General features: G+C 66.4%; 14 protein-coding genes. 5 read left to right on the forward strand and 9 right to left on the reverse strand.

Annotation, left to right across the window (positions count from 1 at the left end):
* Positions 1 to 148 precede the first annotated feature (148 nt).
* Positions 149 to 736, reverse strand: coding sequence for a CoA pyrophosphatase (locus tag AABM56_RS18385; protein WP_347883594.1), 588 nt, complete (start codon positions 734 to 736; stop codon positions 149 to 151).
* Between the two features lie 128 nt (positions 737 to 864).
* Here AABM56_RS18385 and AABM56_RS18390 point away from each other — a divergent pair, with 128 nt between their 5' ends.
* Complete coding sequence (locus AABM56_RS18390) at positions 865 to 1,419, forward strand: NUDIX hydrolase (RefSeq protein ID WP_347883595.1); 555 nt, start codon at positions 865 to 867, stop codon at positions 1,417 to 1,419.
* Between the two features lie 23 nt (positions 1,420 to 1,442).
* Positions 1,443 to 1,979, forward strand: a complete 537-nt coding sequence (locus tag AABM56_RS18395; RefSeq protein ID WP_208692612.1) for a murein L,D-transpeptidase family protein — start codon at positions 1,443 to 1,445, stop codon at positions 1,977 to 1,979.
* Between the two features lie 215 nt (positions 1,980 to 2,194).
* Here the strand turns inward: AABM56_RS18395 and AABM56_RS18400 are convergent, their stop codons facing one another.
* Genes AABM56_RS18400 through AABM56_RS18415 form a run of 4 tightly spaced genes read right to left on the reverse strand, consistent with a single transcriptional unit; the run spans position 2,195 to position 5,645 of the window.
* Positions 2,195 to 3,349 carry an ABC transporter ATP-binding protein gene (locus AABM56_RS18400; protein WP_347883596.1) on the reverse strand — a complete coding sequence of 385 codons (1,155 nt, stop codon included), beginning with the start codon at positions 3,347 to 3,349 and terminating at the stop codon, positions 2,195 to 2,197.
* 10 nt (positions 3,350 to 3,359) lie between these two features.
* Complete coding sequence (locus AABM56_RS18405) at positions 3,360 to 4,019, reverse strand: ABC transporter permease (RefSeq protein ID WP_133861270.1); 660 nt, start codon at positions 4,017 to 4,019, stop codon at positions 3,360 to 3,362.
* 3 nt (positions 4,020 to 4,022) lie between these two features.
* Positions 4,023 to 4,925: a glycine betaine ABC transporter substrate-binding protein gene (locus AABM56_RS18410; protein WP_133861271.1), complete on the reverse strand. Its 903-nt coding sequence runs from the start codon at positions 4,923 to 4,925 to the stop codon at positions 4,023 to 4,025.
* A 9-nt stretch (positions 4,926 to 4,934) separates the two neighbouring features.
* A complete protein-coding gene (locus AABM56_RS18415; protein WP_347883597.1) occupies positions 4,935 to 5,645 on the reverse strand; it encodes an ABC transporter permease in 711 nt (236 codons plus the stop codon).
* A 1,213-nt stretch (positions 5,646 to 6,858) separates the two neighbouring features.
* On the opposite strand from AABM56_RS18415, the gene AABM56_RS18420 reads away from it, so the two are divergent.
* The 3 genes from AABM56_RS18420 to AABM56_RS18430 all read left to right on the forward strand — a co-directional run bounded on the left by AABM56_RS18420 (position 6,859) and on the right by AABM56_RS18430 (position 11,055).
* Entirely contained in the window at positions 6,859 to 7,905 is a 1,047-nt protein-coding gene (locus AABM56_RS18420) for a glycoside hydrolase family 5 protein (protein ID WP_347883598.1), read from the forward strand.
* Between the two features lie 297 nt (positions 7,906 to 8,202).
* On the forward strand, positions 8,203 to 9,378 hold the full coding sequence (locus AABM56_RS18425) for an acyltransferase (RefSeq protein WP_347883599.1): 1,176 nt from the start codon (positions 8,203 to 8,205) through the stop codon (positions 9,376 to 9,378).
* A 93-nt stretch (positions 9,379 to 9,471) separates the two neighbouring features.
* A complete protein-coding gene (locus AABM56_RS18430; RefSeq protein WP_133861275.1) occupies positions 9,472 to 11,055 on the forward strand; it encodes a peptide chain release factor 3 in 1,584 nt (527 codons plus the stop codon).
* A 103-nt stretch (positions 11,056 to 11,158) separates the two neighbouring features.
* Here the strand turns inward: AABM56_RS18430 and rmuC are convergent, their stop codons facing one another.
* The 4 genes from rmuC to recC form a co-directional block, all read right to left on the reverse strand.
* A complete protein-coding gene (gene rmuC, locus AABM56_RS18435) occupies positions 11,159 to 12,742 on the reverse strand; it encodes a DNA recombination protein RmuC (protein ID WP_347883600.1) in 1,584 nt (527 codons plus the stop codon).
* 73 nt (positions 12,743 to 12,815) lie between these two features.
* Positions 12,816 to 14,897: an exodeoxyribonuclease V subunit alpha gene (gene recD / locus AABM56_RS18440; protein WP_347883601.1), complete on the reverse strand. Its 2,082-nt coding sequence runs from the start codon at positions 14,895 to 14,897 to the stop codon at positions 12,816 to 12,818.
* On the reverse strand, positions 14,890 to 18,552 hold the full coding sequence (gene recB / locus AABM56_RS18445; RefSeq protein WP_347883602.1) for an exodeoxyribonuclease V subunit beta: 3,663 nt from the start codon (positions 18,550 to 18,552) through the stop codon (positions 14,890 to 14,892). The genes recD and recB overlap by 8 nt, the downstream gene beginning before the upstream one ends.
* The gene (gene recC, locus AABM56_RS18450) at positions 18,549 to 21,980 is read right to left on the reverse strand and encodes an exodeoxyribonuclease V subunit gamma (protein ID WP_347883603.1); all 3,432 of its coding nucleotides are present in this window, start codon (positions 21,978 to 21,980) and stop codon (positions 18,549 to 18,551) included. The genes recB and recC overlap by 4 nt, the downstream gene beginning before the upstream one ends.
* Positions 21,981 to 22,025 lie beyond the last annotated feature (45 nt).

The raw sequence follows: 22,025 nt of genomic DNA on the forward strand, positions 1-22,025 counted from the left end.
TAGGCTCTGCATGAACAGGCCTGCGCTCGGTGATGCTTCGTTGAAAAACGCCTCGGAATGCTCATTTACCACTCGTAAACTCCGCTTCCTCAGCGCTTTTCTCCTCGCCTGACCTTCGCTCGGCGACTTTTCGTACAGAGCCTAACGCTCAATCCCGCCTGGGCGGTGCCTTGAGGACGATACCGGCGTCGTACAGCAGGTTGACCAGTTCGACGATGATCACCGCGGTCAGCCCCCAGATGCGGTGCTCGCCATATTGATAGCTGGGCACCTGCCAGCGCAGGCCGTCGTGGTCGACCCGGAAGGTGTAATCCGGCGGCACCTCGCAGAAGAACCGCAGGGGCACGGTGAAGATCGCGGCGATCTCGGCTTCGCTGGGAATGTATTCGAGCTGATCCGGAATCAGGGCGACGATGGGGGTCACCGCCAGCCCGTAGCGCGACACCAGCGGACTCAGGGGGGCGATCACCTCAACTAGGCCCGGCGGCAGCCCGACCTCTTCCTCGGCCTCGCGCAGGGCGGTGGCCACCAGGTCGGCATCCTCGGGATCGCGCCGCCCGCCCGGCAGGGCCACCTCGCCACCGTGGGTGGACAGGTTGCTGGCCCTCAGGGTGAGCAGCAACTCGGGATGCTCGCCACGAATGATGGGCACCAGCACCGCCGCTTCCTGGTAGCTTTCGGTGCCGCTCAGGGTGCGCGGCTGATAGTGACGCAGGCGCTGGAGCAACTCATCCACGCCAAGATTCTCCCTTGCTCATCGTATCCCCCTGGATCATGGCATGCCCGCCGGGCAATCCCAAGTCCTGCCATCGCTTGCGAGGCCCGGGAGCGTCCCGGCACACTGCAGCAAAACGAGGATGAACCATGAAGCATTGCAATCACTGTGGCGGCCTGCTGGAAGCGCGCATTCCCGCGGGTGACAAGCGGATGCGCCTGGTCTGCAGCCAGTGCGGCGCAGTGCATTATCAGAATCCGCGGGTGGTGGCTGGCTGCCTGGCGACCTGGGAGGGCAAGGTGCTGCTCTGCCAGCGCGCGATCGAGCCGCGCCAGGGTTACTGGACGCTGCCGGCGGGCTTCATGGAAAACGGCGAGACCACCACCGAAGCCGCCGCCCGCGAGACCTTCGAGGAAGCCGGCGCGCAGGTGCAGGGCCTGGAGCTCTATACCCTCTTCGATCTGCCGCACATCGATCAGATCTACATGCTGTTCCGCGGCGAGCTGGTCGACGGCCGCTTTGCCGTCGGCGAGGAAAGCCTGGACGTGCGCCTTCTGGACGAAGCCGACATCCCCTGGTCGTCTCTCGCTTTTCCGACCATCACGCGAACACTAGAATGCTTTTTCGCTGACCGTCGTCGCGGCGAGTTTTCACTGCGCCATGAGGGCATGGCGCCCATGGTGGTCGCCCCCAAGCCTGCCTGAGCTCTTCCGAGGATCTTCCCGACATGCGTCCGTTGCACCTGTTGTTGGCGCTCTGCTATGTGCTGTGCGGTTCGTTGCTTCCCCAGCTGGCTCAGGCCAGCACCAGTGTCACGGTGATCCGCCAGCCGGCCGCGCCGCTGATCGACAAGGTGTTGGTGATCAAGTCGCGCAACCAGCTGCAACTGCTCAGCGGCGATACCGTGATGAAGTCCTATCGCATCTCGCTGGGCAAGAATCCCCGCGGCCCCAAGCTGCGCGAGGGCGACCAGCGTACGCCGGAAGGTTTCTACTGGATCGACTGGCGCAAGACCAGCGACAAGTTCAACCTGGCCATGCACATCTCCTATCCCAACCGGGAGGATCTGGCCCGCGCGCATCAGGCTGGCGTACCCCCTGGCAGCATGATCATGCTGCACGGTACGCCCATCGACGAGGAATACCCCGAGTGGTACTTCAACTCGCTGAACTGGACCAATGGCTGCGTCGCGCTGACCAACCAGGACATGCGTGAGGTCTGGGGCCTGGTCAAGGACGGCACCCTGATCGAGATCCGCCCCTGAGAGTCTATCCAAAGGCTGCTGCGCGTCGGCCGAACCGCGCTGAAGAGGCCCTGGGTCGCCAGCCTGGCCTGGGCGGCCCCGTCGCAATGCTCACTTTCCCTTCGTAAACTCGCGCGCGAGCTCGGTCGAGCGCGAGTCCGATCCGCTTCCTCAGGTGTCTTCGCGGGGGCGCCCAGGCCTTTGCACAGACTCTGCGCCGATAGGCGTCCCCTGTCCTACCCCGCCACCTGCTCCGCCGGCGAGACGATGGTGGTCTTGCCACGCGACCGACCGCTGCTGAGATAGTCGGCGATGGATTCCTGGGTGACCTCGCCAAGGAAGTCGTTGTCGGCGCTGAGTACCGGCAGCCAGGAGGTGTTGAACTGGTACATGCGTGACAGCAGGATGCGCAGGTGCTCGTCGAAGGCCGCAGTGGCCTTGAACGGGGTGACAAAGGGCGCCACCGGTCCGCTCTGGCCGCGCAGGTCACGCCGACGCACATAGCCCAGGCCCTTGTTGGCGGTATCCGTCACCACCACATGGCGGCGATCGTGCTCTTCCATCAACTCCACGGCGTCGCCGATCAGGGTCTCGGCCTGGATCGACGGGGCATTGTCGGCCGCGTCCTCGGCACGGATCAGCAAGAGGCGCTTGAGGGTGCTGTCCTGGCCGACGAAGTTGCTGACGAATTCATCCTTGGGATGGGCCAGCAGGGTGTCCGGATGGTCGAACTGCACCAGGCGGCCGCCACGGAACACGGCGATCTTGTCGCCCAGGCGGATGGCTTCGTCGATGTCATGGCTGACCATGATCACCGTCTTGTTCAGCGCCCGCTGCATCTGGAAGAACTCGTTCTGGATGGCGTCGCGGTTGATCGGGTCCACCGCACCGAAGGGTTCGTCCATCAGCAGCAGCGGCGCCTCGGCCGCCAGGGCGCGGATCACCCCGATGCGCTGCTGCTGGCCGCCGGAGAGTTCGCGCGGATAGCGCGACAGGTACTGCCTGGGTTCGAGCTGCACCATGCTCATCAGCTCGGTGGCGCGCTCGCGGCATCTCTTCTTGTCCCAGCCCAAGAGCTTGGGCACCACGGTGATGTTCTCCTCGATGGTCATGTTGGGAAACAGCCCGATCTGCTGGATCACGTAGCCGATGTGTCTCCTGAGGGTCACCTCGTCGATGCCGGTGGTGTCCTCGCCATTGATCAGTACCCGTCCCGAGGTGGGTTCGATCAGGCGGTTGATCATCTTCAGGGTGGTGGTCTTGCCGCAGCCGGAGGGGCCGAGGAAGACGCAGATCTGGCCCTCCTCCACGGTAAGGCTCACGGCGTCCACCGCGGTCACGTCCTTGCCGTGCTGCTTGAAGGTCTTGGTCAGGCGGTCGAGTTCGATCATCTGGGGCTCCTTAAGAGGCGCTGCGCAGGCCGCGCGGGGTGAGGCGGCGTTGCAGCCACTGCAGGACGAGGTCGGCGACGATGGCCAGCAGGCTGACCAGCACGGCGCCGACGATGAGAGTGGCCATGTCGCTGCGACTGATGGCGGTGAGGATGAGCACGCCCAGGCCACCGGCGCCGATGGTGGCGGCGATGGTCATGACGCCGATGTTCATGACCACGGCGGTGCGCACCCCGGCCAGGATCACCGGCAGGGCGATGGGCAGCTCGACCATCCGCAGGCGCTGCCAGAAGGTCATGCCGATGCCGGCGCCCGCCTCGCGGATCCCCGGTTCGACGCTGGTCAGCGCCAGGTAAGTGTTTCTCAGGATCGGCAGCAGCGAATAGAGGAACACCGCGGTGATCGCCGGCAGCGGACCGAGGCCCTGGCCGAACTTGGAGTAGAACGGCAGCAGGAGACCGAACAGGGCGATGGAAGGCAGCGTCATGACCACCGTGGCCAGCGCCTGCAGCGGTCCGGCCAGTGCAGGGTAGCGGGTCATGAGGATGCCCAGGGGCACGCCCACAAGGATCGCCAGGGTCACGGCGACGCCGACCAGGGTGATGTGCTGGCGGGTCAGTTCGAGGACCTGCAACCAGTCGATGTGATTGAAGGAGGTGACGAAATCCATGGGTCACTGCCCTCCGTCTAGGGGATGCTGGGCAAGGAAGTCGCGAGCTACCTGGGCCGGGGTCTGTCGCTCGATGTCCACCTTGGCATTGAGCTGGCGCATGGTGGCCTGGTCCAGGCTTTCCGCCAGGGGCTTGAGCAACGTGGCGAGATCTGGATGCCTTTCCAGGTAACGGGCGTTCACCACCGGTGCGGCGGTGTAGTCGGGGAAGTAGCCCTTGTCGTCTTCCAGCACCTTGAGCTTGAAGGCGTCCAGGCGGCCGTCGGTGGTGTAGACCAGACCGGTGAACACCTGGCCGTTGCGCAGGGCGGTGTAGACCAGGCCCGGGTCCATCTGGCGGATGTCATCGCGGGTGTAGCTCAGGCCATAGGCCTTGACCAGACCGGCGAGGCCGTCGGAGCGGTTGGCGAACTCGATGTCCAGCGCGGTGAGGTGGCGCTTGCCCGCCTCGGCCTTGAGCAGCCCGGCCAGGTCACTGATGCTGTTGAGTTCGGGATGCTGCCGGGCGACCTTCTCCGGCAGCGCCAGGGCATAGGTGTTGTTGAAGCGGGTGGGCGCCAGCCACGCCAGACCGACCTTGGCGTCCAGCTGCTTGACCCGCTGGTAGGAGGCGTCCTTGTCCAGTCGTTCGGTGACATGGTTGTAGGCCACCAGCGAAGTACCGGTGTACTCCCAGGTGAGGTCGAGCTGGGCGTTCTTCACGCCGTTCCAGGCGATGGTGCTGCCCAGGCCGCCGACGATCTCCGGCTGGTAGCCGTGCCTGGACAGATACTGCCCGGTGAGTTCGGCGAGGATGGCCTGCTCGGTGAAGACCTTGGCACCGATGCGGATCGGATCGGCCTGGGCACCACTGGCCAGCGTCAATCCGAACCAGGCGGCGCCCAGGGCGATAAGCAACTTCTTCATCTCGTCTCCTTAGCGGGCCAGGCCGCGTTCCAGCCAGAGGCGACTGGCGAGCAGCACCAGGCCATCCAGCAGCAGCGCCAGCAGTGCGGTGGCGGCGGCGCCCAGCAGCAGCTGTGACTGGTTCTCCAGGGCGATGGCGGGAAAGATCAGGCTGCCCAGGCTGTTGGCGCCGATGAGAAATACCAGCGGCGTGGTGCCGACATTGATCGCCAGGGCAACCCGAACCCCGCCGATGATGATGGGCACGGCATTGGGCAGCTCCACCTTGGTCAGCACCTGGGTAGGCGTCATGCCGATGCCGGTGGCCGCTTCCTTGAGCGAGGCGGGTACGTTCTTCAGCCCCTCGTAGGTGTTGCGCACGATGGGCAGCAGCGAGGCGAGGAACAGCGCCAGGATCGCCGGTCCGTCGCCAATGCCGACGATGCCCAGGGCAATGGCTAGCACCGCCAGCGGCGGTACGGTATTGCCGATGTTGAACACCTGCATGAAGCGCTCGGCGCTGCGGGCGAATCGCGGTCGACTGAGCAGCACCCCGGCGGGTAGTCCCACCAGCAGCGCCAATACCATGGAAACGGCCACCAGATAGAGATGGGCCTGGAGATAGAACAGCAGATCCGCGCGATAGGTAGCGAGGGTATCCCTACCGATCCAGTGCACCAGCAGTGCCAGGATCACCACTCCCACGGCCGTGCCGAGCAGGAGGGTCTTGAACTTCGCCATGTCAGGCTCCTTCAACGAGCGGACAGGCCGCATGCCTTCCGAGTGCGGACCTCGCGACAGGCGCGAGGCGCAGGACGGCTGTCCGGGTTCAGGGTCGAGACACAGCAGGGCATGGCGGGTATGCCGGCTGGACCAACGGGGCACTGCGGATCTCGGATCTGCCTAGCCCTTGGGTGTCGCTCCCTGGGGAACGACATGGCGCCTTGCCTCGACCGAAGAGATTGACGCCTATCTCAGTCGATAGTTCGTCAGCTCCTTTTCAGGCTAACCCAATAGACTCGCTCAATGCCAATCCGATCGCGAAAACTGCATGACTTGACAGGGTGAAAAGCCCGGGCGAGAGGCTTTCATCTCCCACCACGGACGAGAGGCGCGGGCTAGAGCCGCTGGTAAATGTGTGACGATAAATTTAATAAACTTACTGTTAGCTGCTTGGCAGCACCAGCGCGAAGCTTGTCACAGGCAACGTCGCAAGCCGCCTCGGTTTCGTGGAGCGGCACACAGGCTTACTGACGTACGGTCATCACTGAAACATCTTTCTGTGCGCCAGTGCGGTGACGAGGTTTTGGCACCTCTTTATCATGCCGACGAGTGGCTGACGCTTTGAGGGAACATTCAGCCATACCAAGGTCAATAGGTGGCCCAGTGATAGCACCAAGCGCCATTCCTGGTACCGCTATAAAAACAGACTATTCATTGAGCTAACTTCAAAGGGAACGTTATGAATGACATGACGGCTTGTGCATCGTTGGACTCTGCTGTTCTATTCTCTGCCCCCGTAATGCTGCTGCAACCCAAGGTGGAAAATTGGGTCGTGGTCTATGCTCATGGCGGTCTGATCGCCGATTTCGATGACGAGGCTTCGGCCCGCCGCGAAGCCGAGCAGTGGGCTGGCATCTGCCTGCGTCGCTAAACACCGCCTTCGAATGATCTGCCTGCGCCATCAACCGATGGAAAGCAGTCACAGGCAGCTCATTATCTGCTCAAGTGTCCTTCATCCCGCCCCTCGCCAGACGCCCCAACGGCCGGCCTTGCGCTGTCCGCCAGCCCTACCCAGCTCGCATTTCCGCTGATTTCGCCTGGCATTAACGTTGTCTGGCGCACCTTCTGAGCGTTGCACTGCAACTTCCCGGCGTCTGTTCAGGCCTGATGGCGAGTCGAGCCCCTGCGCCCGATCACCCAACGTCTTCCGTCACTGTCCGGGACCTTGCCGATGACGCTACGCCTGAAATCCGCTATCACCACCCTGTTCGCCCTGCTCTGCCTGGCAGCCACACCGGTCACCCAGGCCGCTCTGCGGGATTTCCCCACCGATCTGGTCGGACTGAATTTCTCCGGTGCCGGCTTCGCCCCTCACGTACTGCCGGGCAAACCGGGCACCAACTATTTCTTTCCCGACGCCGGTCATTACCGGCGCTGGGCGGCCAAGGGTGTCCGGGTGATCCGCTTCCCGGTCATCTGGGAGCGCCTGCAGCCGCGTCTGGGGCAACCCCTGGATCCCGCCTACGCCAAGCTGATCGACCAGACCCTGGACAACGCCAAGCGCTATCGCATGAATGTGATCCTGGATCTGCACAACTACATGAGATACCGCGGCCAGATCATCGGCAGCGCGGCGGTGCCCTATCCGGCCTATGCCGATGTCCTGCAGCGAATCGCCCAGCGCTGGCATGAGCACCCTGCCCTGGTCGCCTACGACATCATGAACGAGCCCCACGATGCGGTTGAGCAGTGGCCGGTGGCGGCGCAGCACGGCATCGATGCCGTGCGTGACGTCGATCGGGCACGACCGATCCTGATCGAAGGCAACGGCTGGTCCAGCAGCTATCTCTGGCCGCGCTACAACGCCAAGCTGCTCGGCCTCAAGGACCCGGCCGACAACCTGATCTATTCGGCGCACGTCTATTTCGACAACGACGGTGGCGGCAAATACCTCAAAAAGGACATGACCGACTTCGACCCGGATGTCGGCATCCGCCGGGTCGAGCCCTTCATCACCTGGCTCAAGCAGCACGGCAAGCGCGGTCACATCGGCGAATTCGGCGTACCGGACAACGATCCGCGCTGGCTGGCAGCCATGGACAGGTTGCTGGCACGGCTGCGGCAGGAATGCATCCCGGCCATGTATTGGGCAGCCGGTCCCAACTGGGGCGACTACCCGCTGGCAATCGAGCCGGTCAAGGGCAAACCCCGGCCGCAGTGGAGCGTGCTGCAGAAGTACGTGAAGCCCGCCGACTGCCAGGCGCTGGGCCCGCGCTGACCGCAGCGCCGCCAGGCGAACCAGGCGGCGCCTTCTTGCAGTTATGCGACAACATGTCCGGAAATCGGTGACTGCAATCACAAAACGCCTGGCCATGGACGGCCTGGCAAGAACTTGCTGGCGTTTAGCGATCAAAATGTAACAGCAAGTAATAGTGCGACTATTAAGACGCTTGCGACGTACAAGAGAAAGGATGCCATGTCAGCTTTCGTATTTCCGCACTACCCCTGCGCTCTTTCCCCCTAACGGCAGCGCTGCATCCGTTCGCCTTTCTTGCCGCACCCTCAGGGATCTCCCATGGAAAGATTTGTCGCTTTGGATAGCTTTCGCGGCCTGCTCGCCGTCGCCGTCGTCCTGTTCCATACCTATGTCGCTCAGGCCGCCTCGGAAAATCCGCTGATCGCCAACGCCTACCTGTTCGTTGAATTCTTCTTCGTGCTCAGCGGCTTCGTGCTCATGCACACCTACGAAAACCGGCTGCGGACCCTGGACGACTACCGCGATTTCGCCATCAGTCGCTCGGCGCGGATCCTGCCGCTGCACCTGGCCATGCTCGGGCTCTATGTACTGCTGGAATGCGGTCGCCTGCTGGCGGAAAAGCTGGGGGTCGGCTTCAACGATCCGGCTTTCAGCGGCGCCACCGCACCCGAGCAATTCCTGCCCAATCTGCTGCTGCTGCAATCCTGGCTGGGCCAGGCCATCACCGGTTCGTTCAACTACCCGTCCTGGAGCATCAGCATCGAGTTCTACCTCTATCTGATCTTCGGTCTGCTGGTACTCAAGGGCCAGGGTCATCAGCGCCAGTGGTTTCTGGCGATCGCCCTGCTGGCGTTCGTGCAGCTGCTGTTTCCCTTCCTGCCGCTGAAGACCGAGATCTTCCGCGGCCTGTCGTGCTTTTTCGCCGGCGCCTGCACCTATCGCCTCTACGTCTGGATCAAGCAGCACAACCGGGGGCAATTCGGTGGCACCCTGCTGGAGCTGGCCTGCCTGATCGCCGGTGCCGCGGTGATGACCTCCGATCTGCCGGTGCCCAAGAAGGGCGTGCTGGCGACCCTGGTGTTCTGCGTCACCGTCCTCACCTTCGCCTTCGAGCGCGGCCTGGTCTCCAGCGTGCTGCACCAGGGGCTCTTCGTACGCCTGGGCGTGCTGTCCTATTCGATCTATCTGTGCCACGCCGCGGTGATCTTCGTGGTCAAGAGTGCCTTCATCGTGCTGGGCAAGCTGCTGCACCAGGACTTCACGGTGGTGGCGCCTTCCCACGACGCGCCGTTGCCCTTCATGATCCGCTACATCGCCACGGGTAGCGTCGTGCTGGACAACCTGGTGGTACTGGTGGAACTGGCGGCGGTCTTCGCCTTCGCCTGCCTGACCCACAGGTACATCGAGATCCCGGGCATGGCCTTGGGCAAGCGGCTGGTCCGCCGCAAACGCACCCCGCCCTGCTGCGACGGCAACATCCAGCCGCAGCGCTGAGCAGCGCCCTGGCAGCCCCACCGACCTCAAGCCGGTGGGGCTGCCCTCTGCTATACTCCGCCCCCTCTTTTTTCTTCCCGCCCAGGTTCATCCATGACCACCCAGGCCGCCGAAGTCGCCAAGCGCCGTACCTTCGCCATCATTTCCCACCCCGATGCGGGCAAGACCACCATCACCGAAAAGCTGCTGCTGATGGGCCAGGCCATCGCCGTCGCGGGCACGGTGAAGTCGCGTAAATCCGACCGCCATGCGACTTCCGACTGGATGGAGATGGAAAAGCAGCGCGGCATCTCCATTACCACCTCGGTGATGCAGTTCCCCTACCGCGAGCATATGATCAATCTGCTCGACACCCCCGGCCACGAAGACTTCTCCGAAGACACCTACCGCACCCTGACCGCGGTGGATTCGGCGCTGATGGTGCTCGACGGTGGCAAGGGCGTCGAACCCCGCACCATCGCCCTGATGGACGTCTGCCGCCTGCGTGACACCCCCATCGTCAGCTTCATCAACAAGCTCGACCGTGACATCCGCGACCCCATCGAACTGCTCGACGAGATCGAGGCGGTGCTCAAGATCAAGGCCGCGCCCATCACCTGGCCGATCGGCAGCTATCGCGACTTCAAGGGCGTCTATCACCTCTCGGACGACCGCATCTACGTCTACACCCCCGGTCATGGTCACGAGCGCATCGCCACCAAGACCATCGACAAGCTGGACTCCGACGAGGCCCGCGCCCACCTGGGCGATCTCTATGAGCGCTTCGTCGAGGAGCTGGAGCTGGTGCAGGGCGCCTGCCACGAGTTCGATGGCGAGGCCTTCCTGCGCGGCGAGATGACCCCGGTGTTCTTTGGTACCGCCCTGGGCAACTTCGGCGTCGACCAGGTGCTCGACGCCGTGGTCGACTGGGCGCCGCGCCCGCTGTCGCGCGCCGCCCACGAGCGGGTGGTGGAACCGGTGGAAGAGAAGTTCTCCGGCTTCGTGTTCAAGATCCAGGCGAACATGGATCCCAAGCACCGCGACCGCATCGCCTTCATGCGCATCTGCTCGGGCAGGTACGAGAAGGGCATGAAACTGCGCCACGTGCGGATCAAGAAGGACCTCAAGATCGCCGATGCCCTGACCTTCTTCTCCAGCGAGCGCGAGCACCTGGAAGAGGCCTTCGCCGGCGACATCATCGGCCTGCACAACCATGGCACCATCCAGATCGGCGATACCTTCACCGAAGGCGAGCTGCTGGGCTTCACCGGTATCCCGCATTTCGCCCCGGAACTGTTCCGCCGCGTGCGCCTCAAGGATCCGCTGAAATCCAAGCAGCTGCGCCAGGGCCTGCAGGAACTGGCCGAGGAAGGCGCCACCCAGGTGTTCTTCCCCGAGCGCAACAACGACATCGTGCTCGGCGCCGTGGGCGTGCTGCAGTTCGACGTGGTCGCCAGTCGCCTGAAGGAAGAATACAAGGTGGAGTGCGCCTACGAGGCCATCAACGTCTGGTCGGCGCGCTGGATCGAATGCGACGACAAGAAGAAGCTCGAGGACTTCAAGAACAAGGCCTTCGAGAACCTGGCGGTGGATGGCGGTGGTCACCTCACCTACCTGGCGCCGACCCGGGTCAACCTGGCGCTGATGGAAGAGCGCTGGCCGGAGATCAAATTCCGCGCCACCCGCGAGCACCACTAAAGGTAATCGCCCTGACCGGTGCACCTGGCGCCGGTCAGGCGTATCGTCCGCCTCCCCGAATCGTCCAGGCGGATCGCCCGCTCTCCTGCCAGGTCTTCCCGCATCAGTCCCGGTCGGAAGACTCGGCTGCGGCCTCCAGCTCCACCATCGTCAACTCCAGCTCCGCCCGCTCGGTCCACTCGCCGTCCAGTTCGGTGCGTACCGCCACGCCCAGCTCCTTGAAGTCGGCCACCTGCTTGACCAGGTTGCCCGGGCCGCCCACCAGTTGGCCGCAGGCCTTGCGATAGGCTTCGCCGGCCTTGTCCAGACTCTTGCCGATACCGTCCATGCTGCCGAGAAAGGTGCGCAGCTTGTCGTAGACCTTGCCCGCGCGCTCGGCCAGTTCGGCGGTATGGCGATTCTGGTCTTCGAAGCGCCAGAGCTGGCGGACGATGTTGAGGCTGGTCAGCAAGGTGGTCGGCGTCGCCACCAGCACGTTCTGCTCGATGGCGCGCTGGAACAGGCTTTCGTCGGCCTTGAGCGCCTCGACGAAGGCCGATTCGATGGGGATGAACAGGAAGACCATCTCCGGCGAATTCAGCCCCGGCAGGCTGAAGTATTCGCGATCGGCCAGCTCGCGGATGCGCTCGCCCACGGCGCGTACGTGCTCGCCCAGGGCCAGGCGGCGCTCGCCTTCGTCCTCGCTGTTGACGTAGCGGGTATAGGCGTTGAGCGACACCTTGGCGTCCACCACCAGGTGCTTCTTCTGCGGCAGATGGATCAGCACGTCCGGCCGCCGCCGACCGGTCTCGGTGGTGAAGCTGCGTTCGCGGACGAAATCACGCCCTTCACGCAGGCCGGAGCGTTCCAGCACGTTTTCCAGGATGAGCTCGCCCCAGTTGCCCTGGGCCTTCTTCTGGCCGCGCAGGGCGGTGGCCAGGTCGTGGGCCTCCTGGGTGATCTGGCGGTTGAGCTCCTTGAGGTCGAGCAACTGCTGGCCGAGCGCCGCCTGCTGCTGGACATCCTTGTGGTGGATGTCCTCGACCTTGGCGCGAAAGCCTTCGATCTGCTCGCGGAACGGCCGCAACAGCGCATCCAGGGATTGCTGGCTGTGCTGGGCGAAGGCCTGACCCTTGGCGTCGAAGATGCGCCCGGCCAGTTGTTCGAATTCCAGCTTAAGTTGCTCGCGACTCTCGCGCAGCAGCAGCTGCTGCGCCTGGAAGTGCTCTTCCTTCTGCTCCAGGGTGGTCCTGAGCGTGGCGTGCTCTTCGGCCAGGCGCGCATGACGCTCCTGCACCTCGGCATGCAGCTGCTGCTCGCGGTGCTGGCGCTCGCGCAGTTCGGCGAGCTGCTCCTGGCTGCCCTGTAGCTGAGCCCGGGTGGCCTCGGCCAGGGCGTGCTGTTCGGCGGCCTGCAACTGGGCCTGGCGGGTCTGCTGGCGCAACTCGGCTTCCAGCTCGCGAGTGGCCTCCAACTGACGCTGCAGGGTGGCGGTGCGTTCGCGCTCGGCGCCCAGTTCCACCACCTGGCGACCATTGGCCAGCTCGGCCCGCTGCAGGTCGTCGCGCAGCATGTCGTAGCGCTCAGCGGCGCTGTCGAGTTGCTGTTGCAGGTAGCGTTGGCGCCCGGTCAGCCAGACGGCCGAACCCGCCCAGCCAGCCAGCAGCAACAGGGGAAGCACAAGGGAAACGAAAGGCAGGGAAGTCATGGCGCTCTCATCGCGGACGGCTCCCCTCACCTTAGGCAGGCGCACGGGGAGCGTCCAGCATTTATCTGTACATTTACACAGTGTTTCGCAAATCCAGATCCAGCCCGCTGACGCGGCGGACCCGTCGGGCCACGGCCTCGGCGAAGATGCCGCCGCGGGCCTCGATCAGGGTGAAATCATCGCGCGCCCGGGTGATGCCGGTATAGACCAGCTCCTTGGTCAGCACTGGACTGAGCTGCTCGGGTAGCAGCAGGGCGGTATGGGCGAATTCCGAGCCCTGGGATTTGTGCACGGTCATGGCGAACACCGTCTCCACCGCCGCCAGCCGGCTGGGCAGGACGAATCTCAGGCCGCCGCTGCCATCGCCGCGGGGAAAGGCGACCCGCAGGACCTTGCGCCCCGGCTGGTTGGCGTCCGGCAGGCAGAGGGTGATGCCGATGTCGCCGTTCATCAGCCCCAGGCTGTAGTCGTTGCGCGTCACCAGCACCGGGCGGCCCTCGTACCAGCCATGCTCGCCCGCGAGCAGACCAGCCGCCAGCAGGGCGCTGGCGATGCGCAGGTTGAGGCCTTCCACGCCCCAGGGCCCCTTGCGCACGGCGCAGAGCAGTTGGAAGTCGTCGAAGGCGGCCAGCACCTGGCCGGCCCAGCGCGTCCAGGCCGGGTCCTCCAGCACGGTGTCGAGCTGGGGCCGGGCCTCCTGCAGGACCTGCAGATAATGACGATAGCCGCGGGCGCGCCCGCGCCCTTCCAGCACCAGGCGTTCCAGGGCACGATCCTCCGGGCCCTTGAGCAGCACGCGATGAAGATCTGCGTAGCCGCCGTCGACCAGCACCTGCTGTGCACCCGGGCCGTCCTGGGCATTGACCCGACGGGCCAGCTGGCCGATGCCGCTGCCGGCACCGAAGCGCCGCGAGCGTCTGAGCATCACCACCTGCTGCGCCAGGGCGTCACCCTGGTCGTCACCGACCGTCAGCGGCGTCTGGGCCAGCAACTGGCCACTCACGGCTTCCAGCCAGGCGCGGGTAGCCGGACTGTAGCGTCCGGCTTCGGCATCCCGACAGAGATCGCCCAGCACCGCGCCCGCCTCCACCGAGGCCAGCTGATCCTTATCACCCAGCAGGACCAGGCGCGCTCTGGGCGGCAAGGCCGCCAGCAGGCTGGCCATCATTTCCAGGTCGATCATCGAGGCTTCGTCCACCACCAGCACGTCCAGCGGCAAGGGCTGCCCGCGGTGATGACGGAAGTGCCGGGTGTTGGGGCGACTGCCCAGCAGCCGGTGCACCGTGGTCACTCCGGTGGGGATGTGCCGGCGCAACTCGTCGTCCACCGGCAGGCGACTGACCTGGCCGCCGATGGATTCGGTGAGGCGTGCAGCCGCCTTGCCGGTCGGTGCGGCCAGGCGAATGCGCAGGGGGCGACCGGCTGCCACTGCGGGCGCCTGGAGCAGCGCCAGCAGCCGCACCACGGTGGTGGTCTTGCCGGTGCCGGGGCCGCCGGTAATGATGCTGAAGGCGCCCCGTACTGCCAGGGCGCAGGCCAGTTTCTGCCAGTCGGGTTCGCCACCCGCCTCGGGATCCGGCGGAAACAGCCGGTCGAGGCGCTCGGCGAGATCCGCCGGCAGCGGCTCGGGAGTGGCCAGGCGCTGACGCAGGCTGGCGGCCACCGCCCGTTCGTAACTCCAGTAGCGCCGCAGGTAGAGGCGCTCGCCGCCCAGCACCAGCGGTCGCTCCGGACAGCTGCCGTCGCCATCGACCAGGACGCTGGCCCGCAGCGCCCGCTGCCAGGCGTCGAGGGTCTGGCCATGCAGCAACTGCGACGGCAAGAGCGAAGCGCGTGCCTCGTCGCCCTCGGGCGGCAGCGACAGGGCGGCGTCGGGATTGCGCAGGGTGGCGGCGAGATCCAGGCAGACATGGCCATGGCCGAGCTGATGGCTGGCCAGGGCCGCGGCCAGCAGCACCGCCGAGTCGCCCTGGGGTTCGAGTTCGCCGAGAAAGCTGGTGAAGGCCCGGTCCACCTGGCGCAGCCAGCCGCGCTGCACCCAGAGTTCCAGCAGGCGAAAGAGGTCGTCACGCTGTTCGAGCGGGGCGAGGGGACGCTCCTGGGCCAGGGATGCCAGGCGCAGCAGCCGTTCGGTGGCGGGGCTGAAATCAGACATGGGCATTCTCCGCACCACTGAACAGCAGATCCAGGGTCTCGATCAGGGCCTGGGCGGGTCGCTCGACGAAGACGCCGTGGCCGGCCGGATCGCAGCCGCGCAGGAAGAGGTAGACGGCGCCGCCGAAATGGCGCTCGTAACTGTAGTCGGGCAACCGCGCCTTGAGCAGCCGGTGCACGGCCAGGCTGTAGAGGACGTACTGCAGGTCATAGCGCTTGGCCAGGACAGCGGCTTCCATGGCCGCGCGGGTGTAGGCCCCGGCCTCGGCGCCCAGCCAGTTGGACTTGTAGTCCACCACGAAATAGCGGCCCTCGTGCTCGAAGACTAGGTCGATGAAGCCCTTGAACAGGCCGTTGAGCTGGCCCGGCTCCAGCATCGGCCGCGCCTGGCCGCCATGGGTGCCACGACTCACCAGATCATCCAGCCGCTCCAGATCGACGCCATGGGTGGCGAACCAGAATTCCATCTCCACCTGGTAGCGCGCCAGTTCGCCCAGGCGCTGGTTGCCCCCCGGCAACGGCAGCGGCAATTCCAGCAACTGGCGCAGCCAGCCCTGCAGGATGGGAATCCAGTGATTCCAGCCACGCCGCTGGCAACGCCGGGCGATCAGGTCGTCCAGCCGCTCGGGCGCGGCCTGGATGGCGATGAAGCCTTCCTCGCCGACCCACTCCAGCAGGCTGTGCAGAAAGGTTCCCGGACCGGGGCCGCGGGGAAAGCGATGCAGGTCTTCGCCGGCCGCCGGCTGGCGCGCCTCGTCCGGGGCCAGGCGGTCGTCGTCGAACAGCTTCTGGGCCGCCGGGGTATCCAGGTCCAGCTCCAGGTTGAACGGGTCCCCCTCCCGTGCCTCGCCCAGCCGCGTGCCGATGCGCAGGGCACTGTAGGAAGCGATCCACCAGTCCTCGCGGGCGGCCCGCCGGGCTGTTAGCGCCTTGAGGGTCACCGGGGCTTCACGGGCCTCGGCCAGGCGGGCCGGATCGGCGGCGGGCAACGGCAGGATCAGGGTGTCGGATTGCGCACCGACCAGGGTGGTCAGGGCCGTGTCCAGGGCCGCCGAACTCGCCAGGGGCTCGCCACCGGTGGCCAGGTAGCCCAGGGCGCTGCGGGCGAAGCCGGATTCCTTGCTGCGCCCGCGCTTGAGATCGGCCACCCCGACCCAGCAGGCATGGCGGGCCCGGGTCAGGGCGACATACAGCAGGCGCAGGTCTTCGGCCAGACGCTCGTCGTCGGCGCGGGCCAGTTCCTCGGCGGAGGGCTTGAAGGTCCGGCGCACCTGCCCCTGGTCATCGTGATAGCGCAGCGGCAGCGTGGCGCCCTCCTCGGCGCGATAGGCGCAGGCGAAGGGCAGGAACACCAGCGGGTATTCCAGGCCCTTGGACTTGTGCACCGTCACCACCTTGACCAGCTCGGCGTCGCTTTCCAGGCGCAGGATCTGCTCGTCGGCGGCCCCCTGGGCGGCCAGTTGCTCCGCCAGGTGGCGGATCAGCGCCTGTTCGCCGTCCAGCTCGCCAGCGGCGCGCTGCAAGAGCTCGGCGAGGTGCAGCAGATTGGTCAGCACCCGCTCGCCATCGGCGCGGGCCATCAGCCGCTGCGGCAGCCGGAAGTCCTGCAGCAGGCGCCGCAGCATGGGCAGCACCCCCTGGCCGCGCCAGAGCTGGCGATAGCCACGGAATTGCAGGACCCGCGACTCCCAGGCCTGCTCGTCGTGGTTGAGGGCATCCAGTTCGGCCAGCGGCAGGTCGAGGGTCAGGCTGCCCAGGGCGGCGCGCAGCCGGCGATCCACATCGGGCTCGGCGCAGGCCTTGAGCCAGTCCAGCAGGCAGCGGGCCTCCTGGGCGGTGAATACCGAGTCCTTGTCCGACAGGTAGACGCTGCGCACCCCGCGCCGCACCAGCGCCTGGCGCACCGCCTGGGCTTCGCTGCCGGCGCGCACCAGGATGGCGATATCGGCGGGCCGCAGCGGCACCAGTTCGCCGTCTTCACGGCGAAAGCCGGCCCTGCCCTCGGCGGCCAGGCTCAGCAGCCGGACGATCTCGCTGGCGGTGCCCTCGGCCAGGGTGGCGCGATAGGCGGTGCCGGCCAGGGGCTCGTCGCCGGCCAGTTGCCAGAAGGTCAGGGCCGCGCCCGGCACGCCGTCGATTTCCAGGGCTTCGCGCCGGCCCTGGGCGCGAACCGGCTCGAAGGGCACCGGATTGTCCTCGCCCTCACGGAACAGGAAGGCAGCGCGCGGTGCCGTCATCTCGCCGTGTTGGAATACCTGGTTGACCGCCGCGACCATGGCGGCAGTGGAGCGGAAGTTGGTGTCCAGCGAGTGCAGGTGACCGGCATTGGCACGACGCGCCTGCAGGTAGGTATGGATATCGGCGCCGCGAAAGGCATAGATGGCCTGCTTGGGGTCGCCGATCAGGAACAGGCCGGTACCCTCGCCCGCGCCATAGACAGTGTTGAAGATGCGGTACTGCACCGGGTCGGTGTCCTGGAATTCGTCGATCAGCGCCACCGGGAATTGCTCGCGGATCAGCGCCGCCAACCGCGCCCCGGCACCATCGGCCTGCAAGGCTCTATCCAGGCGGGTGAGGATGTCGTCGAAACCCAGCTCGGCGCGGCGCAGCTTCTCGCGCTCGAATTTCTGCTGCACCCAGGCCGCCGCGTGCTCCAGCAGCGGCACCTCGGGGCTGGGCAGCTCGGCCAGTTGCCCGGGCAGGCGCGCCATGGCCGCCAGGGCCGGATGATCCGGCGGACTGGCCTTGGTCCAGGCCTCGGCGAAGCCCTCCTCGGTCAGCCGGGTAAAGCCGGTGCCGATATCCAGGTCCTCGCTGGCGGGGTTGTCCGCCCAGGCGACCAGCTTGTCGCACCAGGGCCCGAAGAATCTCTTCTGCAACTTGCGGCCGTCGACCACCTTGGCATCGCAGCCGGCCTGGCAGAGTTCGCGCAACTCTTCGGCCCACTTGCTCCAGGGCGCCTTGAGCCGCGCCAACCGCTCTCGGCGTTCGGCCAGGGCGGTAGCCAGCAAGGCGGCGGGTTCGCCCCGGGGGGCGCCCAGGGCCTCGCTCAACAGGGGGCGCAGGCGCGCGGCCAGGGCACGGGGTTCGCCCCAGTGCTCGATCACCCAGTCCAGCGCTTCCCCTTCGAGGGGATAGCAGAAGCGCCGCCAGTAGTCGCGCACCACCTGGGCGAGCAGCTCGCTCTGATCCTGCTCCAGGTTCTGCACGAAGAGACTGCCACTGTCGAAGGCGTGCTCGCGCAGCATGCGCTGGCACCAGCTGTGGATGGTGGAGACGGCCGCTTCGTCCATCCACTGGGCGGCGATGTCCAGGCGCCGGGCGCAATCGGCCCAGGCCTCGACGGCAAAGTCCTCGCGCAATTCGGCGAGCAGCGGATCGGGCGCGGCGATCTCGTCGCGGAAGAAGCGTGCCGCCTCGGCCAGGCGATGGCGAATGCGATCACGCAATTCCTGGGTGGCGGCCTCGGTAAAGGTCACCACCAGGATCTGCGGCGGCAACAGCTCGCGGCCGAAGGCCGTCTCGGGTGTACCGTGCCCCAGCACCAGACGCACATAGAGTGCGGAGATGGTGAAGGTCTTGCCGGTGCCGGCACTGGCTTCGATGAGCTGATTGCCCTGCAGCGGAAAGCGCAGGGCGAGCGGACGCTGACTCATGCCTGTCCCTCCCCGCCCACCACCTGCCAGCCGGCGGTGTGCACCGGCGCATAGAGGGTCTGGCACCAGCCATCGAATTCCTCGTCGGCCAGCAAGGCGGCGAAGTCCGGATACTGCCGGCGCAGTGCCGGGTGGGTCGCGGCCTCGCCCTGATAGGCCTGCTCGGCGGCGGCCAGGGACTTGTCCGGGTCATTGGCCAGCCAGGCGAAGGCGGTGCGCGGCGCCACCGGCAGCGGACGCCGCTGCCCCAGGGCCCAGGCATCAAGCAATTCGTTCAGCTGACGCCGGGCCCGCTCGGCGTCCAGCGGCGCCAGCAGCAGGGTCAGATCGGTCGCCACCACCGCGGTGGTAAGCTGCAGGCCACCGGCCGCGGCGACCAGATGTTGCACCCAGGGTCGCAGCAGCCGATGCCACTTGCGAGTGCGGGTATTGCCCAGCCCATTGGCCTGGGCAGTCAGGGCCAGCAACCCCTCAGGGCCACGACGCAGCCGTTCGAGGTTGGCCACCAACTGCAGCTCCTTATGGGCGAGATCCAGGGTCACAGCCTCTTCCAGGGGTTCGGGCCAGCGCAGCGCCAGGGCCTCGACCTGGGCGACCACGGCGGGCAGCGGCTCGCGCAAGGCCCGCCCGGCCCGTTCGCCAAAGCCCGCCAGCGGCAAACGACCGCTGCCGCGCAAGCGCTCGGCGGCGGCCATCAGCGCCTGATCCGCCTCGGCCGGCACGGACAGTGCCGCCGCCAGCAGGTCTTCGCCCAACTGGTAGCGGGCCAGGGCATCCAGGCCGAAGGGCTCTTCGTCTTCCGCCGGCGCATCGGGCGCCGCGAAGTGCACCTTGAGGCGATTGGCAAAGAACAGGTCCACCGGTCCGCGCAGAAAGCGCGCCAGGTCATCGAGGCCCAGGGGTTCTTCGGGTGCCAGTGCCGGCAACAGGTCATCCTCGTCGCGGGTGGTGCGGTCATGCACGCCCAGCCATTCGGCGGCAAAGCTGAAATAGCCGCGCTCGCCGCGGAAGTAGCGGGCGCTGAAGGGCTGCAGCGGATGCGCCTGGGTCAGGGCGGCCAGCAGGCGCTCCGGTTCTTCTTCGTGCCCCGCCAGCCGCCAACCGGCCTGAAGATGGTCACGCAACTGGGCGACCAGCACCGACGGCGGACGCTCGCTGTTGTCGCGGATGCTGCGCCCCACCCAGCTGACATAGAACTGATCGCGCGCCGAGAGCAGCGCCTCCAACAGCAGATAGCGGTCGTCTTCACGCCGCGAGCGGTCACCGGGACGATAGTCCTGGGCCATGAGATCGAAATCCAGCGGCGACTGGATGCGCGGATAGGCGCCATCGTGCATGCCCAGCAGGCAGACCACACGGAAGGGAATGGCGCGCATGGGCATCAGGGTGCAGAAATTGACCGCTCCGGCGAGAAAGCGCTGGGCCAGGCCCCCTGAATCCAGTCCGGCCAGCCAGGCCTCGCGGACCACGGTGAGCGGCAGCTCTTCATCCAGGGCGACGTCCTCGCACAACTCCAGCCAGCGCTCACGGAGATTTTCCAGCTGCTCCAGCAGGTATTCGTCGTGCTCGTCCTGGGCGCTGAAGAACAGCGCCAGCAGCGCCTGCAGACGGGCGCCCCACTCCGCCGGCCGGGCCGGTTGGGCCAGCGCCGCCTGGGCCGCGTCCAGGGCATCGAGCAGATCCACCAACGGCCCGACCAGGGCCGCGTCCAGGCCACCCACCTCGTCGAAGGGCTCGATATCGCCCAGGGCGGCGCCGCTGCCCACGGCGTAGCCCAACAGCATGCGCCTCAGCCCGAAGCGCCAGGTGTTCTGCGTCAGCCCCTCGGGCAGATCGAGACGACTGCGCTGCTCGGCATCCAGCCCCCAGCGCACGCCGGCGCCTTCCAGCCAGAGGTGCAGGGTCGGCAGATCACCTTCGCGCAGTCCGAAGCGGGCGCGCAGCGCCGGCACATCCAGCAGATCGAGGATCTCGCTCAGGGCGAAGCGGCTGTCAGGCAGTTGCAGCAGGTGCTCCAGGGCGATCAGCAGCGGCTGGAAACCGCGCTGGTGCTGGTCGGCCAGGCTGAAGGGAATGAAGCGCGGATCCTGGCGTTCGAGCTGGCCGAACACCGCGCGGATGTGCGGCGCATAGGCATCGATGTCCGGCACCATGACGATGACGTCGCGCGGCCTGAGGCTGCCATCGCTGCTGAAGCGCGCCAGCAACTGGTCATGCAGGATCTCCACTTCGCGCTGCGGACTGTGGGCCACATGGAAGCGCATGGACCTGTCGCGCGCCGGATCCACTGCCGGCCAGCGTTCGCGGGTCTCGCTCAGCGGACGCAGTTCGAGGATATCGTCCTGCAACTGGCCGAGCAGGTGCTGGGGTTCGGTGTCGGCGAAGAGGTCGATGCGCCCACCGTTGAGGTCCTCGAACAGGCGACGATAGCCATCGGGTTCGTCGAATTCGTCCAGCAGATGGATGTAGTCGCGCCCCTGCTTGCCCCAGCTCGCCAGCAGCGGCTGGCCGTGCTGGTGCAGCGCCTCGGCATCCAGCGTCTGCGGCATGCCCGGCTTGCGCTGCTGGCGTCGGTAGTTCTGCCGCAACAGGTCCTGGTCGGCAACGATGTCGGACCAGTGATGGCGACAGGGGTTGTGCACGCAGAGCAGCACCTGGCTGAAGCGCGCCAGCGCGGCCAGGGCCTCGAGAGTCTGCGCCGGAATCGCCGACAGCCCGAAGATCACCACCCGCCGCGGCAGACCGGCCGGCGGCTCGGTCGCCGCCTGCATGACCTCCAGGAAGCGCCGGTGCACCCCGGCGCGACTGCGGGCCAGGCCACCGTCGCCCACGTCGGCCAGCAGCGCCCGCCACAGCTGCGCCTGCCAGCGACAACTCTCCGGCAGCGGGCGCCGGCCGTCACGCAAGCTGGCCAGCAGATCGCGGCCCGCCGCCCAGTCGTTGAGCCAGTCGGCGCGATAGACCTGGTAGCCGTCATAGAGATCGGCCAGCCGCTCGGCCAGCTGGTATCTCTTGCGCAGATCGCCGTCATCGTCGAGAAAGCGCCGCAGCGCGGCAAAGTCCGGTTGCAGGAGCAGCGTCGGCAAGAGCCGCATCAGGCGCCAGGTCAGGGGCGCGCGGTCCAGCGGCGAGGAAGGCGGTACCTGGTCACGACCTAGTACCTGGCGATAGGTCCGCCAGAGAAAGGCCGCCGGCAGTTGCACTTCCAGCGCCGCGGCCACTCCGCAGCCGCCCTCGTCGTCCCCGCGCGGATCTTCAGCCAGCGCCAGCTTGAGCCACTGGGCGATGCCATTGCTCTGCACCAGCACCTGTTCGTTTTCCAACGGTGCCAGGGGATAGCGCCGCATCCAGCCGACCGCCAGGCCGCGCAGCTCTTCGAGCCGATTGCCGTGTACCACCATGAATCCGGGAGTGAGCGCCTCGGACATCCTACGCCTCGCTGTTCGCTGTCTGCGGCCAGGGTAAGGATCACC

This window comes from Pseudomonas aestiva (assembly GCF_039908605.1).
GTDB lineage: Bacteria > Pseudomonadota > Gammaproteobacteria > Pseudomonadales > Pseudomonadaceae > Chryseomonas > Chryseomonas aestiva.